At 66.7% G+C, this 23,428-nt stretch carries 22 protein-coding genes; 8 read left to right on the forward strand and 14 right to left on the reverse strand.

Translation table 11 applies throughout. The features are described 5' to 3' along the window. The first annotated feature begins 23 nt into the window (after positions 1–23). Both ACYQML_RS20905 and ACYQML_RS20910 read left to right on the forward strand, forming a co-directional pair. The gene (locus ACYQML_RS20905; RefSeq protein ID WP_461233924.1) at positions 24–1,016 is read left to right on the forward strand and encodes a transporter; all 993 of its coding nucleotides are present in this window, start codon (positions 24–26) and stop codon (positions 1,014–1,016) included. A 220-nt stretch (positions 1,017–1,236) separates the two neighbouring features. Further along, positions 1,237–1,809, forward strand: a complete 573-nt coding sequence (locus tag ACYQML_RS20910; RefSeq protein ID WP_461233925.1) for a fasciclin domain-containing protein — start codon at positions 1,237–1,239, stop codon at positions 1,807–1,809. 118 nt (positions 1,810–1,927) lie between these two features. On the opposite strand, the gene hflX is transcribed toward ACYQML_RS20910, so the two are convergent. Next, complete coding sequence (gene hflX / locus ACYQML_RS20915) at positions 1,928–3,337, reverse strand: GTPase HflX (RefSeq protein WP_461233926.1); 1,410 nt, start codon at positions 3,335–3,337, stop codon at positions 1,928–1,930. 372 nt (positions 3,338–3,709) lie between these two features. On the opposite strand from hflX, the gene ACYQML_RS20920 reads away from it, so the two are divergent. Further along, positions 3,710–4,294 carry a hypothetical protein gene (locus ACYQML_RS20920; RefSeq protein WP_461233927.1) on the forward strand — a complete coding sequence of 195 codons (585 nt, stop codon included), beginning with the start codon at positions 3,710–3,712 and terminating at the stop codon, positions 4,292–4,294. An 88-nt stretch (positions 4,295–4,382) separates the two neighbouring features. Here the strand turns inward: ACYQML_RS20920 and hfq are convergent, their stop codons facing one another. The 3 genes from hfq to ACYQML_RS20935 all read right to left on the reverse strand — a co-directional run bounded on the left by hfq (position 4,383) and on the right by ACYQML_RS20935 (position 8,492). Beyond that, complete coding sequence (gene hfq, locus ACYQML_RS20925; RefSeq protein WP_003600267.1) at positions 4,383–4,637, reverse strand: RNA chaperone Hfq; 255 nt, start codon at positions 4,635–4,637, stop codon at positions 4,383–4,385. 166 nt (positions 4,638–4,803) lie between these two features. Next, positions 4,804–6,174 carry a nitrogen assimilation response regulator NtrX gene (gene ntrX, locus ACYQML_RS20930; RefSeq protein ID WP_056433342.1) on the reverse strand — a complete coding sequence of 457 codons (1,371 nt, stop codon included), beginning with the start codon at positions 6,172–6,174 and terminating at the stop codon, positions 4,804–4,806. Beyond that, a complete protein-coding gene (locus tag ACYQML_RS20935; protein ID WP_056433347.1) occupies positions 6,171–8,492 on the reverse strand; it encodes a sensor histidine kinase NtrY-like in 2,322 nt (773 codons plus the stop codon). Before ACYQML_RS20935 ends, ntrX begins: the two co-directional genes overlap by 4 nt. Before the next feature lie 216 nt (positions 8,493–8,708). On the opposite strand from ACYQML_RS20935, the gene ACYQML_RS20940 reads away from it, so the two are divergent. From ACYQML_RS20940 to oxlT, 3 genes are all read left to right on the forward strand, one after another. Beyond that, the gene (locus ACYQML_RS20940) at positions 8,709–10,307 is read left to right on the forward strand and encodes a gamma-glutamyltransferase family protein (RefSeq protein ID WP_461233928.1); all 1,599 of its coding nucleotides are present in this window, start codon (positions 8,709–8,711) and stop codon (positions 10,305–10,307) included. Positions 10,308–10,359: 52 nt separating this feature from the next. After that, on the forward strand, positions 10,360–11,235 hold the full coding sequence (locus ACYQML_RS20945) for a class I SAM-dependent methyltransferase (RefSeq protein WP_461233929.1): 876 nt from the start codon (positions 10,360–10,362) through the stop codon (positions 11,233–11,235). A 62-nt stretch (positions 11,236–11,297) separates the two neighbouring features. Continuing rightward, on the forward strand, positions 11,298–12,572 hold the full coding sequence (oxlT, locus tag ACYQML_RS20950; protein WP_207411449.1) for an oxalate/formate MFS antiporter: 1,275 nt from the start codon (positions 11,298–11,300) through the stop codon (positions 12,570–12,572). Between the two features lie 115 nt (positions 12,573–12,687). Here the strand turns inward: oxlT and ACYQML_RS20955 are convergent, their stop codons facing one another. The 6 genes from ACYQML_RS20955 to dusB form a co-directional block, all read right to left on the reverse strand. After that, on the reverse strand, positions 12,688–13,119 hold the full coding sequence (locus tag ACYQML_RS20955) for an NUDIX hydrolase (protein ID WP_461233930.1): 432 nt from the start codon (positions 13,117–13,119) through the stop codon (positions 12,688–12,690). After that, a complete protein-coding gene (locus tag ACYQML_RS20960) occupies positions 13,116–14,300 on the reverse strand; it encodes an MFS transporter (RefSeq protein WP_461233931.1) in 1,185 nt (394 codons plus the stop codon). Before ACYQML_RS20960 ends, ACYQML_RS20955 begins: the two co-directional genes overlap by 4 nt. 382 nt (positions 14,301–14,682) lie before the next feature. Next, the gene (locus ACYQML_RS20965; RefSeq protein WP_461233932.1) at positions 14,683–15,294 is read right to left on the reverse strand and encodes a DUF6886 family protein; all 612 of its coding nucleotides are present in this window, start codon (positions 15,292–15,294) and stop codon (positions 14,683–14,685) included. Next, on the reverse strand, positions 15,291–16,754 hold the full coding sequence (gene ntrC, locus ACYQML_RS20970; RefSeq protein ID WP_056157473.1) for a nitrogen regulation protein NR(I): 1,464 nt from the start codon (positions 16,752–16,754) through the stop codon (positions 15,291–15,293). The genes ACYQML_RS20965 and ntrC overlap by 4 nt, the downstream gene beginning before the upstream one ends. A 9-nt stretch (positions 16,755–16,763) precedes the next feature. Further along, positions 16,764–17,903 carry a two-component system sensor histidine kinase NtrB gene (locus ACYQML_RS20975; RefSeq protein WP_056433362.1) on the reverse strand — a complete coding sequence of 380 codons (1,140 nt, stop codon included), beginning with the start codon at positions 17,901–17,903 and terminating at the stop codon, positions 16,764–16,766. Then, positions 17,900–18,946, reverse strand: a complete 1,047-nt coding sequence (dusB, locus tag ACYQML_RS20980) for a tRNA dihydrouridine synthase DusB (protein ID WP_461233933.1) — start codon at positions 18,944–18,946, stop codon at positions 17,900–17,902. The genes ACYQML_RS20975 and dusB overlap by 4 nt, the downstream gene beginning before the upstream one ends. A gap of 134 nt (positions 18,947–19,080) precedes the next feature. On the opposite strand from dusB, the gene ACYQML_RS20985 reads away from it, so the two are divergent. Beyond that, the gene (locus tag ACYQML_RS20985) at positions 19,081–20,352 is read left to right on the forward strand and encodes a bifunctional 2-C-methyl-D-erythritol 4-phosphate cytidylyltransferase/2-C-methyl-D-erythritol 2,4-cyclodiphosphate synthase (protein WP_419953841.1); all 1,272 of its coding nucleotides are present in this window, start codon (positions 19,081–19,083) and stop codon (positions 20,350–20,352) included. Next, entirely contained in the window at positions 20,349–20,858 is a 510-nt protein-coding gene (locus ACYQML_RS20990) for a CinA family protein (protein ID WP_461233934.1), read from the forward strand. The genes ACYQML_RS20985 and ACYQML_RS20990 overlap by 4 nt, the downstream gene beginning before the upstream one ends. 205 nt (positions 20,859–21,063) lie before the next feature. On the opposite strand, the gene ACYQML_RS20995 is transcribed toward ACYQML_RS20990, so the two are convergent. The 4 genes from ACYQML_RS20995 to ACYQML_RS21010 all read right to left on the reverse strand — a co-directional run bounded on the left by ACYQML_RS20995 (position 21,064) and on the right by ACYQML_RS21010 (position 23,377). Then, positions 21,064–21,324, reverse strand: coding sequence for a PepSY domain-containing protein (locus tag ACYQML_RS20995; RefSeq protein WP_461233935.1), 261 nt, complete (start codon positions 21,322–21,324; stop codon positions 21,064–21,066). A 227-nt stretch (positions 21,325–21,551) separates the two neighbouring features. Then, on the reverse strand, positions 21,552–22,007 hold the full coding sequence (locus ACYQML_RS21000; RefSeq protein ID WP_461233936.1) for a type II toxin-antitoxin system RatA family toxin: 456 nt from the start codon (positions 22,005–22,007) through the stop codon (positions 21,552–21,554). A gap of 6 nt (positions 22,008–22,013) precedes the next feature. Beyond that, on the reverse strand, positions 22,014–22,982 hold the full coding sequence (gene lipA, locus ACYQML_RS21005) for a lipoyl synthase (RefSeq protein ID WP_056433729.1): 969 nt from the start codon (positions 22,980–22,982) through the stop codon (positions 22,014–22,016). 104 nt (positions 22,983–23,086) lie between these two features. Next, the gene (locus tag ACYQML_RS21010; RefSeq protein WP_056433378.1) at positions 23,087–23,377 is read right to left on the reverse strand and encodes a GlsB/YeaQ/YmgE family stress response membrane protein; all 291 of its coding nucleotides are present in this window, start codon (positions 23,375–23,377) and stop codon (positions 23,087–23,089) included. Positions 23,378–23,428: the final 51 nt, after the last annotated feature.

A 23,428-nucleotide genomic window follows, 5' to 3' on the forward strand; every position in this document is an offset into this window, starting at 1 on the left:
AAATCCTTGGGAAGGACTAGAAAATGACGAAGAACTGGCTCGCCACCGGCGCACTCGCGCTGACCATGGGCATGACCGCCTCGGCTTCCTACGCACAGACCACGACGGTTCCCGGTGAGCAGGTCGGCCTCGCCACCGGCGCGCCGCTTCCCGAGGGCATCTACGCCCTGAACACCTTCGTCTACCAGTCGCGTGACAACTCTCCCGTAGATGTCGGGATCAACGTCCCCGTGCTGGTCTGGTCGACCCCGCTGGTTCCGCTCGGCGGCCGCCTCGAGCTCCTCGTCGCTCCTCCGACCGTGTTCACCTTCGGCAAGAGCGGCCCGACCGGCCTGCGTGACCTCTCGATCAACGTCGGTACCTTCGTCGGTGCTATCTGGGCCTTCGATCTCGGCAACAACTTCGGTGTCAGCTTGCTCGGTGGCGCCTACCTGAACGAGCTCAACGGCGACCGTGGCGTTCTCGTGCAGAACAATGGCGTCCTGGCCAATGTCGCTGGTGGTGGTGTCGGCGGTGGCGCTGTGCTGCCCCAGCTGTCCTCGAATACCTACCGCTTCGGCGTTGCCGGCAGCTACACCGGCGATGGCTACAACCTGACCGCCAACCTGACCGCCAACATCTACGACTCGCCGTCTTCCTTCGGCGGTGGCCGCGCCCCCAACCGGGCTGGCTTTTCTCAGGTTTACTCCCTCTCCGACTCCCTCAACCTCGACCTGACCGCGACCAAGAAGTTCGGTAAGTTCGAGATCGGCGCCATCGCCTACGGCACCGTCAACTTCGACACCGGCGCCAAGGCTGCTGGCATCATCAACGCCGCCCTCAACGATCGTGGCCGGTTCCTGATGGGTGGCCTCGTCGGCTACGACTTCGGCTTCGCCACCGCGCAGGTCTACGTCGCCCGCACCGTCGCGACCACCAGCTTCGACAGCACCGAGATCTCGGGCCGCCTGATCGTGCCGCTGTACTCGCCGACCCCGGTCGCCGCTGCTCCGGCCCCGATCATCCGCAAGTACTGATCTCGAACTCAGTGGCGAGGGTTGTCCTCGCCGCTGCTCGGATCATGAAAGCCCGTCCGACCTCCTGGTCGGGCGGGCTTTTGCTTGGGAGCAGGCGCTCGCTTCCCGCCGTATCTAACACGACCACGACTTTCTGCAGCTTTCCCGAAACTTTCCTCTTCCGGGCTCCGTAACGAGCGATGACCCCCTCCGAAGGGGCATGACTCAAGAGGAACGCTCCATGACCAACGCCCGTCGCCCCGTGGCCTCCACCTTCGCCGCCGTCGCCCTTGCCTTCACCATGGGCGCCGCGTTCCCGGTGGCCGCCCTCGCCAAGAACCCGATGGTCGGCGGCGCTCCGATGTATGCGTCGAAGACCATCGTCGAGAACGCGGTGAACTCGAAGGATCACACCACCCTCGTCGCCGCCGTGAAGGCTGCCGGCCTCGTCGAGACCCTCTCGGGTCCTGGCCCCTTCACCGTCTTCGCGCCCACCAACGCGGCCTTCGCCAAGCTGCCGGCCGGCACCGTCGAGACCCTGGTGAAGCCCGAGAACAAGGCGACGCTGACCGCGATCCTGACCTACCACGTCGTGCCCGGCACCCTGACCGCCAAGGACCTCATGAAGATCGCCAAGGATGGCGGCGGCGAGGGCCAGATCAAGACCGTACAGGGCGCGCCGCTCGTGGTTCAGACCAAGGGCAAGGCTGTGTTTCTCACGGATGCGAAGGGCAACACCGCCAAGGTGACCATCGCCAACGTGATGCAGTCGAACGGCGTGATCCACGTCATCAACAGCGTGCTGCAGCCGTAAGACGTTTCTTCAGACCCGAAACTGACTCCCTCCCCCGGCTCGATGAGAGCCGGGGTTTTTTTATCGAGTCCGCTCGCGCTGAAGCGTCCCGATCGGGACGCGAGTACTGAAAGGCCGGCTACTCTGCCCGGCTCAGCTTGCGTGCACTGGCGAAGCGGTTGAGGAAGCGCGGCTCTTTCTCGGGTGCCACGCGGATGGCGAGGTGGATCGTACCCGCCTCCTCGGCGCGCCGGTCAAGGACCTCGGCATTCTCGTACAGCCAATTGAGGGCTGCCCCATCCTCCGGCGCCAGGGTCACGGCGAAGGTGGAACGACGCTTGGCGATCCGCGCCTCGATCCGACCGGACAGGGCCGCCAGACCCTCGCCGGTGAGGGCCGAGACCAGGACCGGCACGTCGCTGTCCCGGTCGTTCCGCCCCTGGGCGCTGAGGTTGAGGAGGCGTGTCCGCTCCGAATCGTCGAGCAGGTCGGCCTTGTTCCAGACCTCGATGATTCGCTCGGCCGTCGTCTCGATTCCGAGTTCCCGCAGGACCTCGCCGACATCCTCGGCCTGCGCTTCCGAATCGACGTGGCAGACATCGCGGACATGGAGCAGGATATCGGCTTCGATCACGTCCTCCAGCGTGGCGCGGAAGGCGGCGATGAGGGCGGTGGGCAGTTCCGAGATGAAGCCCACCGTGTCCGAGAGGATCACCGTCTCGCCATGCGGCAGCTTCGTCGCGCGCGCGGTCGGGTCGAGGGTGGCGAACAGCATGTCCTTGGCCATCACTTCGGCTTTGGTCAGCGCATTGAACAGGGTCGATTTGCCGGCATTGGTGTAGCCGACGAGGGCGACGATCGGATACGGCACCCGGGCGCGGCTCTCCCGGTGGAGACCGCGCGTGCGCGTGACGCTGTCGAGTTCGCGCTCGATCTTCGTCATCCGCTCCTGGATCATCCGGCGATCGGCCTCGATCTGCGTCTCGCCGGGGCCACCGAGGAAGCCGAAGCCGCCGCGCTGCCGTTCCAAGTGGGTCCAGGACCGTACGAGCCGGCTCCGCTGATAGGCCAGGTGGGCATGCTCGACCTGTAGCGTGCCCTCGCGGGTCGAGGCACGACGGCCGAAGATTTCGAGGATCAGGCCGGTGCGGTCGATGACCTTGCAGCCGAACGCCTTTTCCAGGTTGCGCTGCTGCACCGGCGAGAGTGCGCAATCCATCACGACGAGCCCGATCTCCTCGGCTTTGATCCGCCCGGCCAGTTCCTCGACGCGGCCCTTGCCGAGATAGGTCGAGGGGCGGATGCGGGAGACGGGCGCGATGATCGCTTCGGTGACGTCCAGTTCGATGGCCACGGCGAGACCCGCCGCCTCGTCGATCCGCGCCTCGCTGGAACGCATCGGCTCCTGCGTCTGGCCGCCGTTCCTCGAGAGAGAAGTACGGGTGAGATACGGCCCTACGACGAGCGTATGGGTTGCCGCCGCGATGTCTCCCTCGGGGGCGGCCATCGCCTGCAGCCGTGCCTCTCCAGGAAGCATAGGTTCGCTCATGAAGTTCCCTTGCCCATCGGGCTTAGAGCGCTCTCCGCCGACGGGGATGCCGGGTCGGCGAAAAAAGCGCGGCTCTCGTGTCTCTCACAAAACTCCCGCTGCACCCTCCTGCTCGGAGGAGAAGCACTCACTCATCGCGAGTGTCATGAGATCTACTCATATGGGGGAGCCGGGGCTCCATTGACAGTGTCCGGGCGGGGCGCGGGAATGCCGGCTCGTCGCCCACGGAACCTCAAGGGCGCCGCGATCCGATCCGTGGGCAAATATCAATGTAGGAGCATGTATAAGGACCGCATTAATCGGATCGTAAGGGCTAACGCGGCTTATCGACCGGCCTGAGGCAGGCCTGTCAATATTACCGAAGGTTAGCATATGAAAACTATTTCTCTTTTGGCGGCCGTTGCGTTGTCGATCCTCGGCACCGCAGCGCAGGCCCAGCCTGTTCCGGATGCGAAGTCCGATACCAAGATCGCCATGCCGGCCGCGAACTGGCTGTTCGTCCAGACCGCCGATTCCGCGACGTTCGAGGGCAACACCCTGACGCTCAAGGGTGTCGCGCCGCAGACCCTGATGTTCACCGACCGGCCCGAGCGCATGACCGGCGACGCGGCCACGGCGAAGTTCGTCGACTATTGGACCTCCGGAAAGAGCGACTTCCAGAAGGACCCGCCGAACGCGACGTTGTCGGTGGATGTCAACGGCGAGGCACAGCTCTCCGTCGTCGAACTCACCGATCCGAAGCTCAACGGCGACACCCTCACCTACACCGTCAAGGTTCTCGGCGATAAGCCGCCCGTTTCGGGCAAGAGCGCGAGCCTCTTCATCGACTGGTGGTACGGACCCGGCTGGGGCCCGCGTCATTTCTGGCATCCCGGCCCATGGGGCGCCTATGGCGGCGGCGCCTGCTGGCGCGGTCCGTATGGCGGCCTGCATTGTCGTCCGGCATGGGGCTGGTAAGCCCGTCTTGCGCCTGATCCCGTCGTGAGATGCGAGCCCGGTTCGACGAAGGTCGAGCCGGGCTTTTCCGCCCTACCGCACGGAAAGGTCAGGCTTTCTCGGGCGCCGTCTCGTCCGGCTCGAACAACTGAACCGGGTGGCCGGGCATGATCGTCGAGATCGCATGCTTGTAGACGAGCTGCGAATGACCGTCCCGGCGCAGGAGGACGCAGAAGTTGTCGAACCAGGTCACGACGCCCTGGAGCTTGACGCCGTTGACGAGGAAGATCGTGAGCGGGATCTTGTTCTTGCGGACATGATTGAGAAACGTGTCCTGCAGGTTCTGAGCGCGTTCGCCCGCCATTTTTTATTAATCCTTCTTATAAACCTGCCGCCCGCCGTGACTGGCGGGTTCTTGTTGGTTTGAATGCGTAGCAGACCGGTGAAAACAGACAACCTCGACTATTACACGTTCATTGTCACGCACATGCAAGGGGCACGTACATGTAAGGTGAAGGTCGCCCGGGCCCTCAGGGGCCGATGCCGAGCGACTTCAGCTTGCGGTGCAGGGCCGAGCGTTCCATCCCGATGAACTCGGCGGTCCGCGATATGTTTCCGGAGAATCGCGCGATCTGCGCGATCAGATATTCGCGCTCGAAGATCTCGCGCGCCTCGCGCAAGGCGAGGCTCATCAGCTTCTCGCCGCCCGCCCCGTTCGGCGTCGTCGGCACCAGGGCGCCGATCTCGGTGGGAAGCATCTCGGAGGTCACCTCCTGCTCCGGGTCGGTATGGGTGAGGATCATCAGCCGCTCGACGTTGTTGCGCAGCTGACGGATGTTGCCGGGCCAGTCGTGCGATTGCAGCACCGCCATGGCGTCCTCGGCGATACGCCGGCGGGCGAGCCCCGTGGCGGTCGAGATCTGCTCCATGAAGAAGTTGATGAGTTCCGGCACGTCCTCGCGCCGCTCGGACAGGGACGGCACCCGGATCGGCACCACGGAAAGGCGGTGGAACAGGTCTTCGCGGAAGCGGCCCGCGGCGATCTCCTCGGCGAGATCGCGCGAGGAGGAGGAGATGATGCGCACGTCCACATGGACGCGGGTGGTGCCGCCGACGCGCTGGAAGTTCTGGTCCACCAGCACCCGCAGGATGCGGTTCTGGGTCTCGCGCGGCATGTCGGCGATCTCGTCGATATAGAGGGAGCCGCCATGGGCCTCCTCCAGGGCGCCCACCCGGCGGGCGCGGCCCTCACCGGCCTCGACGCCGAACAGTTCCGCTTCCATGGTCTCGGGGGTGATCATCGCCGCGTTGATGACCACGAACGGGCCGCTCGCGCGGGTCGACGAGGCGTGCAGCGTCCGCGCCGAGAGTTCCTTGCCCGAACCCGGCGCGCCCAGAATCATCACGCGTGCATTGGTGGGGGCCACCCGCTCCACGGTCTGGCGCAGCTGGTTCACCGCCACGGACCCGCCGACGAGACGGCTCGCCTGTCCTGAGCGCGCCTTGAGGTCACGCACCTCGCGCTTGAGCCGGGAGGCTTCGAGGGCGCGTTCGGCGACCAGGACCAGACGATCGGCCTTGAACGGCTTCTCGATGAAGTCGTAGGCGCCCGCCTTAATGGCGGCCACCGCCGTCTCGATGTTGCCGTGGCCCGAAATCATCACCACGGGCAGGTCGGGATGCCCGAGCTTGATCTGGTCGAGCACCTGCAGCCCGTCGAGGCGCGAACCCTGCAGCCAGATGTCGAGGAAGACGAGGTGAGGGCGACGCGACTCGATGGCGGCGAGCGCCTCGTCGGAGCCTCCGGCCGTGCGGGTCCGGTGGCCTTCGTCGTCGAGAATGCCGGCGACGAGGTCGCGGATGTCGGCCTCATCGTCGACGATCAGAATATCGGCGCTCATGACGTCATCTCCGCGATTGGGGGTGCCGTCTGTGCGGCAACCTTCTCAGCCTGCGCGGAAGGTGTCCCCTCCGGCTTCTTTTCCTGGGTATCGAGCGGCACGCGCATCCGCACGCGACCGCCCCTGCCCTCTGGATTGTCGTTCAGTTCGATGCCACCGCCATGCTCTTCGAGCACCTTGCTGACGATCGCGAGCCCGAGCCCGGTGCCGCCCTCGCGGGTGGTCATATAGGGCTCGAGCAGCCGCTGGCGCCCCTCGACGGGGAAGCCTTTGCCGTTGTCGGTGATCTCGATCACCGCGAACCCCTCCTCGACGAGGAGGCGCAGATCGACCCGGCCCTTGCCCAGTTCGGCCTCGGGCACGGCGGAAACGGCCTCCACCGCGTTCTTGAGAATGTTGGTGATCGCCTGCGACAGGAGCCTGATGTCGAAGGCGGCATGCAGGCGGTCCTGCCCGGCTTCGGTGAAGCCGAACTCCATGTCGGGATGCGCTACCCGCATCATGAACAGGTTCTGTTTGGCGATCTCGCTGAGGTCGTTCCGGGCGATGGCGGGTTTCGGCATCCGCGCGAAGGACGAGAACTCGTCCACCATGCGCTTGATCTCGTCCACCTGGCGGATGATCGTCGCCGTGCACTGGTCGAACACGTCTTTGTCCGCGACGATGACCTTGCCGTATTTGCGCCGGATGCGCTCGGCCGAGAGCTGGATCGGGGTCAGCGGGTTCTTGATCTCGTGGGCGATGCGGCGGGCGACATCCGCCCAGGCCGAGGTGCGCTGGGCCGTGACGAGGTCGGTGATGTCGTCCAGCGTCACCACGAAGCCGCGGGCGCCGCCCTGGGCCTGCTCGCTGGTGACGCGCACGGTGACCGTGCGCTCGCGCCCGTCGCGGGTCAGCTGGATCTGCTGCTGGAGGGCGCGCAGGCGGCCCTCCCCTCCCTCCGGAAGGATGGCCTGAAGCTCGGGCACGGCCTGGACCAGCGGCTTGCCGATGATCGCGTCCGCCTTGAGCCCCAATGTGCGCTCGATGGAGGGGTTGGCGATGGTGACGAGGCCGGCCGCGTCGACGCCGATGACGCCGGGCGAGACGCCGGCAAGCACCGCTTCGGTGAACCGGCGGCGCCGGTCGATGAGTTCGCTCGCGGCCGTCAGCCCGTCGTGCTGGCGCCTCAGCTCCTGGGTCATCTTGTTGAAGCTCTCGCCGAGATGGGCGAGGTCGCCGTCGCTCTTCCGGGCCGGGACCTGAGCGTAGAAATTGCCCGAGGCGACCTGGTCGGCTGCGTTGATCAGCCGGCGGATCGGCGCCACGAACCGGTTGGCGAAGTTGAGGCCGAACCAGACCGCCGACAGCAGGGCGATCAGTGCGATCAGCACGAAGATCGAGGCGAAGCTGATCTGGATCGAGCGCTTGAGGGAATCGTAGGTGAGGTACTCGGCGGCGGCCGCCCGCGAGACGCCGGGGAAGTCGACGGCGAGCTGGCTCACCTCGCGCTGCACCAGCAGCACGGCCCCGTCATAGGCGGGCATCTGCAGCAGGGCGGCGAAGATCCGACCCTCGCTCGGCCGCAGGCAGATCGTCTCGTTGGACTTGGCCGCCTCCTCGAAGGCCGCGGCGGAGGGGAGCCGGCGTTCCTTCAGGATGTCGATCTTGGCGCGGGCCACGACCTCGTTCGGCCCCCGCATGATCTCGGCGACCGGCAGGCCGAGCGCCGTCGCCCGTGTGGTCAGGAAGTTCTCGAACCATTGCCGGTTCACGTCGAAATTCGGCCGCGCCCGCGTGAGGTCGTCGTTGAGGATGCGGATCTCGCGGGCGAGCGACTGGCACTGGTTCTCCTGGTAGGCGTCGGCCACCTCGACGGATTTCAGCACCACGTCGCGGACGCGGTCGGTGAAGCCGAGCGACAATCCGCGATCGATCGTCACCGCCGCCACGACGGCCAGGAGCACCGTGGGCAGGATCGCGATGAGGCTGAACAGCCCGACGATGCGGGTATGCAGGCGTGCCACGGCCGCATTGGCCCGGCGCGCATGCAGGAAGACCCGCGCCTCCCAGCCGATGACGACGAACAGGCTGAGGACGAGGAAGACGTTGATGCCCAGCAGCGTCAGGCCGATCGTCGGCGTCGGCGTGACCCGGATGACCCCGGCGAGGATCAGGAAGGTCGCGATGGCCGAGACCAGGGCGGTGCTGACGACGAGCGCACCGACCCAGCCGGGCCCGCGCGGCGGCGCCCGTCTGTTATGCGGTTCGGGCTCGCCCTGCGGGGAGACGTCGTCTCCCGAGGCGGCCGATTGTCTGGAACGTCGAAGCCACGCCATGGCTGATGCGTCGCCACAACAGTGTGGCGAAATTAATACGAATCGGGCAGGCGTATCGGCGGAAAACGTTCATGCAGCGCGGCCTCACACGACGCTTCGAGCGGTGAAACCGATGCTGCCGCAGCAGGCTGCGTCCGGTTCTTGCCAGGGACAGGTCACTGTCGACCGAGCGTAAAAATACATTATCCTCACGCCTTTCCTCACACCGAGTTCATGATGCCCGAGACGCCCGTCTATTCCTCCGCCGCCGTTGCCGCGCCTCACCACCTGGCCGCCACCGCCGGACAGACCGTTCTGGCGCAAGGCGGCAACGCCATCGAGGCGATGGCGGCCATGGCGGCGACCATCGCCGTGGTCTATCCGCATATGAACGGCATCGGAGGCGACGGTTTCTGGCTGGTTCGCGAACCGGGCGGCCGGGTGCGCGGCATCGAGGCCTGCGGTCCGGCCGGGTCTCTCGCCACGGTCGCTCGCTATCGCAGCCAGGGCCATGAAACGATCCCCTCGCGCGGGCCGGATGCGGCCCTGACCGTGGCCGGCGCCATCGGCGGTTGGCGGCTCGCCCTCGACCTCGCCAAGGCGCTGGGCGGCCGGCTCCCCCTCGAGACCTTGCTGTCGGATGCGATCCGCCATGCGCGCCAGGGCTGCGCGGTGTCGCCCTCCGAGGCGCGCTACGTGCCGAAGGAGCTCGACACGCTGCACGACCAGCCCGGTTTCGCGCAGACCTTCCTCGACGGGGGCAAGCCCTTCGCCGCTGGCGCCACGCGCCGCCTGCCGGCCCTCGCCGATACGCTCGAACAATTGGCCCATGCGGGGCTCGACGATTTCTACCGGGGCGACCTCGGCCGCGAGATCGCCGCCGATCTCGACCGCCTCGGTTCGCCGGTGACGCGGGCCGATCTCGAAGCCTACGCGCCGCGAGAGCGGGCGGCCCTGTCCCTGCGCCGTCGCGACGCGACGCTTTACAACTTCCCGCCGCCCACCCAGGGACTCGCCGCGCTCATCATCCTCGGCATCTTCGAACGGCTGAAGATTTCGCGGCCCGAGAGCACGGCGCAGTATCACGGGCTGATCGAGGCGACGAAGCGCGCCTTCGCCATCCGCGACCGCACGGTCACCGATTACGACCGGTTGAGCGTCGATCCGGCGAGCTTCCTCACCCCGGAGCGCCTCGACCGCGAGGCGGCTCAGATCGACATGCGTCGCGCCGCCTCCGTGCCCCTCCGGGGACCGGGCGACGGCGACACGGTCTGGATGGGCGCCATCGACAAGGACGGTCTGGCCGTCTCCTACATCCAGTCGATCTACTGGGAATACGGTTCGGGGATCGTCCTGCCGAAGACCGGCATCCATTGGCAGAACCGCGGCACCTCGTTCTCCCTGGACAAGGGCGCGGTGAACCCCCTGGAGCCGGGGCGCCGGCCGTTCCACACCCTGATCCCCGGACTGGCCGCCTTCGACGACGGGCGCGTGATGTCCTACGGCAGCATGGGCGGCGACGGGCAACCGCAATTCCAGGCCCAGATTTTTTCGCGGTATGCCGATTATGGCATGAGCCCGGCCGAGGCCGTCGACGCGCCGCGCCTGCTCTACGGGCGCACATGGGGTGCCGAATCCCTGAGCGTGAAGGTGGAGGACCGGTTCGATCCGGCCTGTATCGCCGAGCTGCGCTCGATGGGCCACGAGATCGAGGAACTCGGCGGTTCCTACATCGATTCCCTGGGCCATGCCGGCATGCTGGTCCGCCATCCTGGCAACGGGCGGATCGAGGCGGTCCACGATCCACGCTCGGATGGCGGTTCGGCCGGCCTGTGAGACGGGTCCCCGCCGGGGACCGGACGATCGAGACCCAGAGACCGGACGGTTTATGATGGCGGATGGCGCGATCACCCAGCGCGAGTACTGGAACGGCGAGGTCGGCGCGCGCTGGGCCCGCAATCAGCGCCGGATCGACGCTGTCTTCGCCCCTCTCACCACCGCGTTGCTCGATGCGGCACGCCTTCGGGTGGACGGCTCGGTGCTGGATATCGGCTGCGGCGCCGGTGATTGCGCCATCGCCGCCGCGCGTCATCTCGGTGCCGGGGGACATGTGGTGGCGGGCGATCTCTCCGCGCCCCTTCTCGCCGTCGCGCGCGAGCGGGCCGGACTCGAGGCTTCCGCCGGCGCGCCGATCGCGTTCATCGAGGCGGACGCGCAGAGCCACGATTTCGGCGCGTCGGTTTTCGAACACGCGATCTCGCGCTTCGGAATCATGTTCTTCGACGATTCGGCCGCCGCCTTCGCCAACATCCGCAAGGCCCTGGTTCCCGGTGGCAGCCTGACCTTCCTGTGCTGGCGGCGAATCGAGGACAATCCCTGGATCACCGTGCCGAGGGACCTCGTCCTACCCCTCGTGCCGGAACCCGAGCCGGGTCCTCCGGACGCGCCCGGGCCGTTCCGCTTCGCCGAAGCGGAGACCATTCGTGCCGTGCTGGCGGAGGCCGGCTTCCGTGACATCACCGTCGAGGCCGTCGACCGCCCGCTCACCCTCGCCCGGTCCGGTGACGGCGCGGGCCCCACCGCGGCGGAGGCCGCCGCGGATTTCGCCACCGAGCTCGGCCCCGTCTCCCGACTCCTGCGCGATCAGCCGGCATCGATCCGCGTGGAGGCCCTGCGCAGGGTGAGCGACGACTTCACGACGCGCGCCGTCTCGGGGGCCGTCGCCCTGAATGCGGGTTGCTGGCTGGTCTCCGCCACCGGCTGACGACCCCGTCGGTTCAATTGGTATACACTTTGCGTCTCCGTGCCCGCAGCATGGAGTGCATAATGGATACGAATCTTTCCCGGCAGCGCTGGATACAACTCGGCCTCGGCCTCGTGGCCATGATGGCGATCTCCAGCCCGCAATACGTCTGGACCCTGTTCACCAAGCCGCTCATCGCGACGACGGGCGCGAGCCTGCCGCAGCTGCAATGGACCTTCACGATCCTGATCGTGCTTCAGACCTTCTTCTCGCCGGTCCAGGGCTACCTGATCGACCGGTTCAGCCCCAAGCTGATGATCGCGTTGGGCGCCATCCTCTCGGGCCTCGGCTGGGTGCTGGCCGCCCGCGTCGACACGCTCTGGGGCGTCTACGCCACCTACGGCCTGTTCTGCGGTCTGGGCACCGGCATCGTCTATGTCGGCATCGTCGGCCTGATGGTGAAATGGTTTCCCGATCGCCGCGGCTTCGCCGTGGGCGTGGTCGCCGCCGGCTACGGCATGGGCGCGATGCTGAGCACCTTCCCCATCAGCGACATGCTTACCGCCTCGGGCTACCGCCACACGCTGACGGTGTTCGGCATTATCCTCGGCGTCATCGGCGCACTGGCCGCCCTCGGCCTGAGGGCTCCCCGCGCCGACGAGGTCCTGCCGGCCCCGGCCCGCAACCTCTCGACCTGTGTCCACGACACCGCCCCGAAGGAGATGCTGAAGACGCCTCTGTTCTGGCTGATGTTCGCGATGATGACGATGATGTCCACCGGCGGCCTGATGGTGGTGGCGAACTTCGCGTCCTTCGCCCGCGACTTCGGCGTGGCCGACGCGATCATCTTCGGCTTCGTGGCCCTGCCCTTCGCCCTCACCTTCGACCGCATCACCAATGGCCTCACCCGGCCCTTCTTCGGCTGGGTGTCGGACAAGATCGGCCGTGAGAACACGATGGGCATCGCGTTTGCCGCCGAGGCGGTGGCCATCGCGCTGCTCCTCGTCTTCCGCGAGAACGCTTACGCCTTCGCCCTGCTTTCGGGCGTCGTCTTCTTCGCCTGGGGCGAGATCTTCTCGCTGTTCCCCTCGATCCTCACCGACACGTTCGGCACCAAGCACGCCACCACCAATTACGGCTTCCTCTACATGGCGCAGGGCATCGGCTCGCTCTTCGGCGGACCGATCGCCGCCTGGATCTACCTGGTCCAGGGCTCCTGGCTCCCGGTCTTCGCGATCATCATCACCCTCGACGTGCTGACCGCGATCCTCGCCTACTTCGTCCTCAAGCCCATGCGCCGGAACTGGCTCGGTCTCGGCGAGACGCGCGCCCTGACGGCCAAACCCGCCATGGCCTGACGCCCACGTCCTGACCCTCGCGGCTGGGTTGATCTTTCGAAGCGCGGACGGGGAAACCCGCCCGCGCTTTGCCGTATGGTGCCCATCGACCTTTGTCTGTTCGATGAAGTGAGATTTACAACTTTGACAGGTGCATTCGCCGGGCCAGCGGAATGACTTGGTTGGCTGTCAGGGGGGCAAGCTCGATCGTTGGCAGCGTCGTCTCGGAAACCCAGACCACCTCTTCGATTTCGGCTGCGGGAGAGACGGGCTGGTCGAGGTCGAAGCCGTAAAGTTCGGCGTCCACCCAGTGGCCGTCTTCGTTCGCGGCTTCCGCGACGAAGCGGCCGAGATAGGATGCTTCGGACGGAAGCTCCACGCCCAGCTCTTCCTTCAGCTCGCGCCCCAAAGCCGCGAGCGGGGTTTCTCCCGGCTCGATCTTTCCTCCCGCCTGCATGAAGAACGAGGACCCTCGCTTTCGAACGAGGAGCGTTCGGCCGTGCGAATCGAAGATCAACGCTGCCGCGATGCGAATGACGGGCGCTGTGTCGGGCGGGGAATTCTTCAAATGGTCTGTCTCCTCCGTCCCTGCGGGATGAGGGCGAAGCCCAGTGTCAGGATCGCGCCGATCCCGGCACCGAGCATGACGGTGAAGGGCCCCCATCGATCGAGCAGGGCGGATCCCGCCATGGCGCCGATGCCGATCGCCGCGTTCAGGACGGCCGTGTGAACGGCTGCCGCCGGCGTTGCCAGCGGGCCGGCTGCCTTCAAAATCCAGGTCTGCAACGTCGCGAAAAGCATCGAGATCGCCGCGCCCCAGACCACGAGGCATGCTCCGACGCCGAGAAGACCGAGGACCGTACTCGACGTTCCCATTAGGATCAGGGCCATTCCCATCGCCGTGAGCGCACACAGGATGACCTCGCGCAGGAAACGATCGATCAACAATGCGCCGAGAACGCTGCCGAGAAGGCCTGCCGCACCGAAGGCGAAGAGGAAAATCGGGACCGTCGTCGGCAGGATGCCCGGAAGCGCGGCGATATACGGCTCGGCAAAGGTGTAGGCCGAGAAATGAACCGCCCCGATCAGCGCGGTGATGGCGTAGATCGGTCGGAGCGTCCGCTGACCGATGGCATCGGCGAGTGTCGCCTCCCGGCCGCGCGTTGATGTCGTCAGGTTGGGAAGCGTCACCATCATCGAAACGGCCGTGAGCAGACCGAGCAGCCCAAGCGCGCCGAAGGCTCCGCGCCACCCCATCACCTGCCCCGCCATGTTCACCGCCGGAACACCCATGACCGCGGCGACGGAAATGCCGCCGAAGACGATGGAGGTTGCCAGCCCCGTTCGGTGAGGCGGGGCGATGTCCATGGCAAAGGCGGCGACCGTCGCCCAGAAGATGCCGTGTGCCACTGAGCCCACGAAGCGGGCGAGGAACAGCGACTCCAGGGACGGCGACATAAGCGTGATCGCGTTCGACGCGGCGATGACGAGCATCAATCCGATCAGGAGAGCTTTGCGCGGGAGGCGTCCGACAAGTGTCGGCGCGAGAAGACCGCTGAGGGCTCCGAACCAGGCGTAGAGGGTGACCGTGAAGCCGATCGTGGCCTGGGATTCGCCGAGATCGCCAGCCATCTGCGACATCAGCCCGATCGGGGCGAATTCAGTCGAGACCATCGTGAACGCGGCGATGCCGAGCACCGAGATCGAAAGCCATGTCCGGAAAGGAGAGCGACCATGATCCTCGGCCAAACGTTCTCTCCTCGGACAAACGCGTCAGGCGATCGAATAATGGTTTTTTGAACTTTATCGAGTGGCGCTAACATCACACTTAGGAAGTGTTTGTTGTGATTTGCCGTTCCGCGTTAATTAAGTGACATTTCTTCGTATGTGTCTATATAGATATCTATAAAAACAATATAATGACCGAATAGTTATTAAATTGATTGTGAAAAGTTTCTTCACAACGCGTAATAGCGACAGTTATATTATGTTTTGACTGATTATGAATCGCAAATGGCAAGCTATAATTTTTAGTATGTACAGAAATTTATTGTAAATATTGCCGTGCGCCATTCTTGTTGGGCCAGAAGTTGTTGTTTGACCAGCCGTTCCGGTCAACCCGAGCATTTCCTCACCGCGCAAGAGGAAGTGCGATCGGCCTCGGCGGTCCGCCCTCCGGCGTGACCCAAGCCTGCGCGTTCCTCAAGCGGATGCCGCTCGCGTGCAGGGTGGAGCGCCAGATCGGCGCCAGGGGGGTGAGGCGCGGGAGGGGGCGGAGTTCGACGCCTTGCGCCTTCATCGCGGCGGGCAGGTCCCGGATCGTGTCGTGGCCAACAGGGACGACCGGGCTTCGAGAGACCCAGGTGCCGGGCTCGCCGGTGGGCTCGAAGGTCTCGGCCGGCATCCGGTAGCGTTGGATCGCGGCGGTCGCGATCCTCTCCGCCCAGGCCTCCTCCACATAGGCGACGGCGCGGCCGGTGACGTCGCCGAACCATACACGCCGATCCTCCGACGAGGTCCGTTCGGTCGGCCAGATCACGATGCGCGGGCAGTCGCGCGGGAACAGGTAGAGCAGGCTGTGGGCCGCATCGATCGCCCAGACCAGGGGACCGTTCAGCCAGGCTCCCGCCTGTCCGCGATCCACGCCGACGCGGACGGGGCGCGGCGCGAAGACCCGGATCGTCGGGTCCTCGCTGAAATGGAACAGGTCCCCTGGTTCGCCGGACGTGTCGCGCGGGCTCACCGTGCGTTGCGGAAGACCTGAAGGTCGAGGTCCCGCACCTTCTTGCGCAGGGTGTTGCGATTGACGCCGAGCAGTTCCGCCGCGCGGATCTGGTTGCCGCGCGTGGCGGCGAGCGCCGCGCCGATCAGCGGGCCTTCGATCTCGCGCAGGATTCGGTGGTAGAGGCCGGGAGGGGGCAGCGTGTCGCGATAACCGCTGAAATACTCGGCGAGATGCCGCTCCACCGCGGCCGACAGCGTCTCGTTGTCCGCCGCGCCGGCCTTGCGCGCACCGGACCCGTTGGCCTGTGGCTGCGCCAGCGGCAGCGTGTCGAGCTCGGCCTCGATGACCGGGCCGGTAATCGTTTCCTGCGGATACAGGGCGGCGAGGCGGCGGACGAGGTTCTCGAGTTCGCGCACATTGCCGGGCCAGCGATAGCGCTTCAGGCGCTCCATCGCCTCGCCGTCGAGCTGCTTGCGGCTGAGACCCTCCTTCTCCACCAGGATGAAGAAGTGACGGATCAGGTCCGGCACGTCCTCCGAGCGCTCGCGCAGCGCCGGCAGGCGCAGCGGCACGACGTTGAGCCGGAAGAACAGATCCTCGCGGAAGATGCCCTGCTGAATCGAGACACGCAGGTCCTTGTTGGTGGCCGCGATGATGCGGACATTGGTCTTGATCGGGACCCGGCCGCCGACCGTGGTGTACTCGCCTTGTTGCAGCACGCGCAGCAGGCGGGTCTGGGCCTCCATCGGCATGTCGCCGATCTCGTCGAGGAAGAGCGTGCCGCCCTCCGCCTGCTCGAACCGCCCGGCCGAGCGCGAGAGCGCGCCGGTGAAGGCGCCCTTCTCGTGGCCGAAGAGTTCGGATTCGATGAGGTCGCGCGGGATCGCCGCCATGTTCACCGGCACGAACGGCCCGGAGCGGCGACGGCCGTAATCGTGCAGCGCGCGGGCCACCAGCTCCTTACCGGTGCCCGACTCGCCGGTGATCATCACCGTGAGGTCGGTGGGCATGAGGCGGGCGAGGGCCCGGTAGATCTCCTGCATCGCCGGCGAACGGCCGACCAGCGGGATGTCCTCGTTGCCCGGATCGGCGCCGGGGGCGGGCGTGCCGCGCGGCCGCGAGAGCGCCCGGCCGACGATGGCGATGAGCTCCTTCAGGTCGAAGGGCTTGGGCAGGTATTCGTAGGCCCCGCGCTCGGAGGCGCGGATCGCGGTCATGAACGTGTTCTGCGCGCTCATGACGATGATCGGCAGTTCCGGCCGGACACGCTTGATGCGCGGCAGCAGGTCGAACACGTTCTCATCCGGCATCATCACGTCGGTGATGACGAGATCGCCCTCCCCTTGCGCGACCCAGCGCCAGAGCGTGGCGCAATTGCCTGTCGAGCGGACTTCGTAGCCCGCCCGTGACAGGGCCTGGTTGAGGACGGTGCGGATCGCAGCGTCGTCGTCCGCGACGATGATGTGGCCGTTGGGCATGACGCGACTCTATTGCTCCACGACCGATTCGCGCCCGTCACGGGCGCTCGACATGGGAAGGAGGAGACGGAAAGTGGTGCGGCGCGGCACCGGATCGCATTCGACGATGCCACCATGATCGCCGATGATCTTGGCAGCCAATGCAAGTCCGAGGCCGGACCCCTGGGCTTTGGTGGTCACGAACGGGTCGAACAGGTCGGGCAAAAGCTCGGCCGAAACCCCCGGCCCGTTATCCCGCACCGCGACTTCAATGGGCAGGCTGACCCGCTCGCGCGAGCCCGGAACCTGCATCTTCAGCCCCGTACGGAAGGCGGTGGAGAGTGTGATCTCGCCGTCCACCGCATCGGCGCCGATGGCCTCGGCGGCGTTCTTGACCAGGTTGAGGATGACCTGGATCAACTGATCGCGATTGCCGAGGACCGGCGGCAGCGACGGGTCGTAGGTCTCGACGAAGCGGATGTGCCGGGCAAAGCCCGACTGGGCAGACCGCTTCACCTGATCGAGCACGCCGTGGACGTTGACGGGGCCTCGTTCGACCGGGCGCTCGTCGCCGAACAGCTCCATCCGCTCGACGATGCGGACGATCCGGTCGGATTCGTCGCAGATCAGCCGGGTGAGCAGGCGGTCGTCCTCGGTGCCCGATTGTTCGAGGAGCTGGGCCGCCCCGCGGATGCCCGCGAGCGGGTTCTTGATCTCGTGGGCGAGCATGGCGCCCAGCGCGATCATCGAGCGGGCGGCGCCGCGATGGGTGAGCTGCCGGTTCATCTTGTCGGCGATGGTGCGCTCCTGCAGCATCATCACCACCGCGTCCTCCTCGTCGCCGAGGGGGGTCGCGAAGACGTCGACATTGCGCTCCAGGCCGGAGCGCGGCTGAACCAGTTCGACGCCGTATTCGCTGACGCTCGCCTTGCGGCGGCGCACTTCGGCCACGAGAGCGCTGATCGGGGACGAGAACGGGATGATGTCGCGCAAGTGCCGGCGCTGCATCAACCGGGCGGAATGATCGAAGAACGTCTCCCCCGCGTGGTTCACGTGAAGGATGCGGTCATCCGCGCCGATGGTCAGAACCGGCAGCGGCAGCGCGTTGATCACCGCCTCACTCGAAGGCAATGGGCGGGTCCTTCCGCCATAGTCCTTGTCCGCGCTCACGCTGCCTCCTCGGTGATGGACGGTTCGCGCAGGGGCCGCATCGCCCTCAGTAGAAGGTCGGCCGCGATTGTCGGGTCGGTCGTGGTGAGAAGCCGTGTCCGGTCATCCAGACCGAGGGCGCCGACATCGTCCACATAGGCCGCCAGATGCTTGCGCGCGTGGCGCACGCCCATGGCGGGGCCGTAGAGCGCTATCAGCCCCTGGTAATGCTCGAGGGCCAGGGCGGCCTTCTCTTCGGCGTCGAGGGAGCGCGGTGCCCGGCCGGCGAGACCGGCGGCGATCTCGCCCACGAGCCAGGGACGACCCACGGCCGCACGCCCGATCATCAACCCGGCAGCGCCCGATGCGGCGAGGCAGGCCCGCGCACCGGCGAGATCCACCACGTCGCCATTGGCGATGACCGGAATCGAGACCGCGTCCACCACGGCGCGGATGGCGGCCCAATCGGCCTGGCCCTTGTAGAATTGCTGGCGGGTGCGCCCGTGCACCGTCACCGCCGCGAGGCCGAGCCCCTCGGCGCGCCGAGCGAGATCGGGGGCGTTGAGGCTCGCATGGTCCCAGCCGAGGCGCATCTTGACCGTGACCGGAATCGCCACCGCCTCGCGGACGGCGGCGAGGATGCGCGTGGCCCCCTCGATGTCGCGCATCAGGGCGGAGCCCGCCTCGCCGCCGGTGACGGTCTTGGCCGGGCAGCCCATATTGATGTCGATGACGTCGGCGCCGTTCGCCTCGGCCAAACGCGCGGCCTCCGCCATCGAATCGGGCATGCAGCCGGCGAGCTGGACCACATGGGGATCGACACCGCTCCCCTCGGCCCGCAGGCGCGCCTCCTCCGCCCCACGGGCGAATTCGGCCGCCGCTACCATTTCCGAGACGACGGCGCTTGCACCCAGACGCCGCGCAATGCGACGCATGTGCAGGTCGGTGACGCCCGATAGGGGGGCGAGCAGGACCGGCACCGAAGCCGCGGCGCCTGCCCTCTCGCCGGCCTGCCCCTGGCCATCGCCCGAGCGCAGAACGCTCAAATAATCATCAGCTTTCATTGTGCCCAACAAATAGACAATCGGCGGGGCGACGCAAGCGCCTTGCGCGATTTGATTTCAGGCTATGCCCCGCTTAAACGACAGACCACCCCAGCCATTCACGCTACCTCGAACTGATGCGGGAGCACTTTTCCATGTCCGGCACCGCCTGGAACGCCGCGGTGGTCGTCGCAGCCGGCCGCGGGATCCGCATCGGCGGTGACGTTCCCAAGCAATATCGCAGCGTCGGCGGACGCGCGGTCCTCACCCGGACCCTCGCCGCACTGGCGGCCCATCCCGACCTCGCGGTGATCCAGCCCGTGATCGCCGCGGACGCGGCCTCGTTCTATCACGCCTGCGTCGCGGAACTCGACCCCGTTCTGCGCGCCAAGCTCGCGGCCCCCGTCGAGGGCGGCGCCACGCGCCAGCAATCCGTTCGGGCCGGCCTCGAAGCCCTGGCCGCAACGCCGGCGGTGACAGGCGCGCCGGGCCTCGTCCTCGTCCACGATGCCGCCCGTCCGCATGTGGACACGGCCTTAATCGACCGGGCCCTCGTGGCCGGCCGGGACCATGGCGCGGCCGTGCCCGGCATCGCCGTCACCGATACGATCAAGATCGTCGAGGATGTCGGCCCGGGTATCGGCCGGGTGCGCGAGACCCCTGCCCGCGAATCCCTGCGCGCCGTGCAGACCCCTCAGGCCTTCGCCTTCGCGCCCCTCCTCGCCGCCCATCGCCAGGCGGCGGAGGCGGAGCTCCACGGCTTCACCGATGACGGGGCTTTGGCCGAATGGGCGGGGCTCGACGTGGTGGTGTTCGAGGGCGATCCGCGCAACCGCAAGATCACCCAACCCTCCGACCTGATCGAGGCCGACCGCGGCTTTTCCGGCAGCGATGTGCTGCCTTCAGAACCAGAGACCGATTCCATGACGACCTACGTGACCCGCCTCGGGACCGGCTTCGACGTCCACGCCTTCACGGAGGGCGACCATGTCTGGCTCGGCGGCGTGAAGATTCCCGCCGATCGCGGCGTGCTGGCCCATTCCGACGGGGACGTGGCGCTGCACGCCCTCACCGATGCCCTGCTGGGGGCGATCGCGGATGGCGACATCGGCACGCATTTCCCGCCCAGCGACGAGCAATGGCGCGGCGCCTCGTCCGACCGGTTCCTGGCCCATGCGGTGAAGCTCGTCCGCGACCGGGGCGGCCGGATCGACCATCTCGACATCACCGTCCTGGCGGAAGCCCCGCGCATCGGCGCCCATCGCGAGGCCATCCGCGCCCGCATCGCGGAGATCTGCGGCGTGAAGCTGAGTTCGGTCTCGATCAAAGCGACGACCACCGAGAAGCTCGGCTTCGTTGGCCGCGCCGAGGGGCTCGCGGCCCAGGCGGCGGCGACGATCCGCCTGCCGGAAGAAGACGCGGCGTGATCGACGACCCGGCGCTCCTCGCCCGCGCCGAGGCGCTGGTGGCGGCCTATGCCGCTGCCGGCCTCCGTGCGGCCTGCGCCGAATCCTGCACGGGCGGCCTCGTTGCCGGGCTGCTCACCGCCGTTCCCGGCTCCTCGGCGGTGGTCGAGCGCGGCTTCGTCACCTATTCCAACGAGGCCAAGACCGAGATGCTCGGTGTGCCGGCCGATCTCATCGCGACCCACGGGGCGGTGAGCAAATCCGTGGCTCGCGCCATGGCGGAGGGAGCGCTCGCCCATTCGCATGCGGATGTGGCGGTCTCGATCACTGGCATCGCCGGCCCGGGCGGCGGCAGCGAGGCGAAGCCCGTGGGCCTCGTGCATTTCGGCCTCGCCCGCCGGGGTGCCGCGACCCGACATATCGAACGCCGTTTCGGCGATCTCGGCCGGGGCGAAATCCGCCGCGCGGCCGTGGCAGAGACGCTGGAGCTGTTCGGCCGGGCCGTGGAGCCCGTCGGGACGGATTGAGGCCTATGTCAGTTGCTTTTCCAAGGCTCAACCTCATCCTGAGGTGACGCGTAGCGGCCTCGAAGGAGGCTTCCCGCCAGCATCGAGCGATCTGGAGGTCTCCTTCGAGGCCGCCGCTGTGCGGCATCACCTCAGGATGAGGTGGTCTGATTGGATGATCGACTTCGGTCTCGCCATCCGCTGAGACATCCGATCAGACTGGCTTTCAATCGGCGACTTCGCCGAGGATCGCGCCCGTCTTCGGATCGGCATCGAACTTCATCTTTTGGCCGTTCTTGATGCCCTCGCCGTCCCAATGGCCGTCATCGGCCTCGAGCTTCGTGATCTCGGTGTAGCCCTCGGCCATCAGCGCCTTCTTGACCTGATCCATGGGCAGCCAGTCGGGGCCGGGCTGGTCCGCCATGGCGAAGCCGGAGAGGCCCGCATTCAAGGCGAGGGCGAGGGCGAGAATCGGGATCGGTCTCACGGGGTGTTCTCCGGTGGCGCTGCACCCCGGTATCTAGGGCCCCGCGCGGCATCCGTCCGCCTGTCCCGTTAAGCTACGGTGCCACACATCTCGCGGGATGCGCGGGCTCCCTCTCCTTCCACGAGAGGGAGACGGTCGCGCCTCATGTCGACCCCTCATAGGTAGAGAAACGGCCGTCGAGCAGATGTGTGGATCCAGTAGCCCGTCAGAGAACGGGCACCGGCGCGTCAGGCGGCGCCGTACACCCGGTCCGCCCTGCCCTCGAACGCATCGGTGAATTTGCGGAAGGCGCGGTCGAACATCGTTCCCATGAGGAGGCCGAGGGTGCGGCTCTTGAACTCGTAGTTGATGAAGAAGTCGACGTCGCAGCCGGCGGGAGATTTCTCCTTGAAACCCCAGCGGTTCTCGAGGTGTCGGAACGGCCCGTCGATGTATTCGGCGACGATCTTCAGGTTCTGCGGATCGAGGGTGACGCGGGTGGTGAAGCGCTCGCGGATCGCCTTGTAGCCCACCCCCATCTCGGCAACGAGAATTTCCGTCCCGTCCGCGCCGGGTTGGCGGCGCAGGACGCGCAGGGATTCACAGAGCGGCAGGAATTCCGGATAGCGTTCCACGTCGGCCACGAGGTCGTACATCTGCTGCGGCGAGTGGCGCACCGCGCGGTTGATCCGGAAGGAAGGCATCGGCCCTCAGGCGTTGGCAGGCGCGAGCCGAGCGAGCCGGGCGGCCTTCAATCGAGAAAAATCCTCGCCTGCATGGTGCGAGGAGCGGGTCAGGGGCGTCGCCGAGACGAGGAGGAAACCCTTGGAATAGGCCGTGGTTTCAAGGGTCTTGAATTCTTCCGGCGGGACGAAGCGCCTCACCTCGTGGTGCTTCTTCGTCGGCTGCAGGTACTGGCCGATGGTGAGGAAGTCCACATCCGCCGAACGCAGGTCGTCCATGAGTTGGACGATCTCGTTCCGCTCCTCGCCGAGGCCGACCATGATGCCGGACTTGGTGAAGATGGTGGGGTCGAGCTCCTTCACCCGCTGCAGCAGGCGGACCGAATGGAAGTAGCGCGCGCCGGGGCGGACGGTGAGGTAATTGCCCGGCACCGTCTCCATGTTGTGGTTGAACACGTCGGGCCGCGCCTCCACGACGAGCTCCAGCGCCCCATCCTTGCGAAGGAAATCGGGGGTGAGCACCTCGATCGTGGTGTTGGGGCTACGCTCGCGAATGGCCCGGATGGTGCGGAAGAAATGCATCGCCCCGCCATCGGCGAGGTCGTCGCGATCCACCGACGTGATGACCACGTGATGCAGGCCGAGCTTGGCCACCGAATCGGCGATCTTGGCGGGCTCGTCGTCGTCGAGGGCGTTCGGCAGGCCGGTGCGCACGTTGCAGAAGGCGCAGGCCCGCGTGCAGGTGTCGCCCATGATCATGAAGGTGGCGTGCTTCTTCTCCCAGCACTCGCCGATATTGGGGCAGCCCGCCTCCTCGCAGACCGTGACGAGGCCGTGCTCCTTCACGATGGCGCGGGTGGCGTTCCAGCCCGGCGAACCCGGGGCCTTCACCCGGATCCAGTCGGGCTTGCGCTGGATCGGGTTGTCGGGGCGATGCGCCTTTTCCGGGTGCCGGGGGCGCTGGTCGTTTCGCAGGAGGTCGAGGACGACGGCCATGGCATACCGGGCAAGCTGCGCCGGCAACGTGCCGGTGCTCAGGCCGGAACGTAATGGCTCGGCCACCGCATCGCAAACGATCGGGAAACGATCCGCCGAACCTGTCAGTAGCTCATGCCGCGCCCGCGGATCGCCCGGTAGATGGTGATGATGATGACCGCGCCCACGGTCGCCGAGATGAGGTTGCGCCAGAAGCCGTAGATCGGGATGTGGAGCTTGGCGGCGAGGTAGTTCCCCAGCAGGCCGCCGAGGATGCCCATCGCGATGTTGGCGAAGAGGCCCATATTCGCGGCGGTGAACTGTTCTGCGAGCCAGCCCGCCAGGGCGCCGATGAGGATGGCCATGAACAATCCCATGCCGGGCTGCCCCAGCGCACCGTAGACTTCGCCATCCATAGTCGTTGCTCCTCGCAATGAACGGGGGGACGCCCCGCGTCGCATCCTACC

The sequence above is a fragment of the Methylobacterium sp. CM6244 genome (assembly GCF_054817885.1).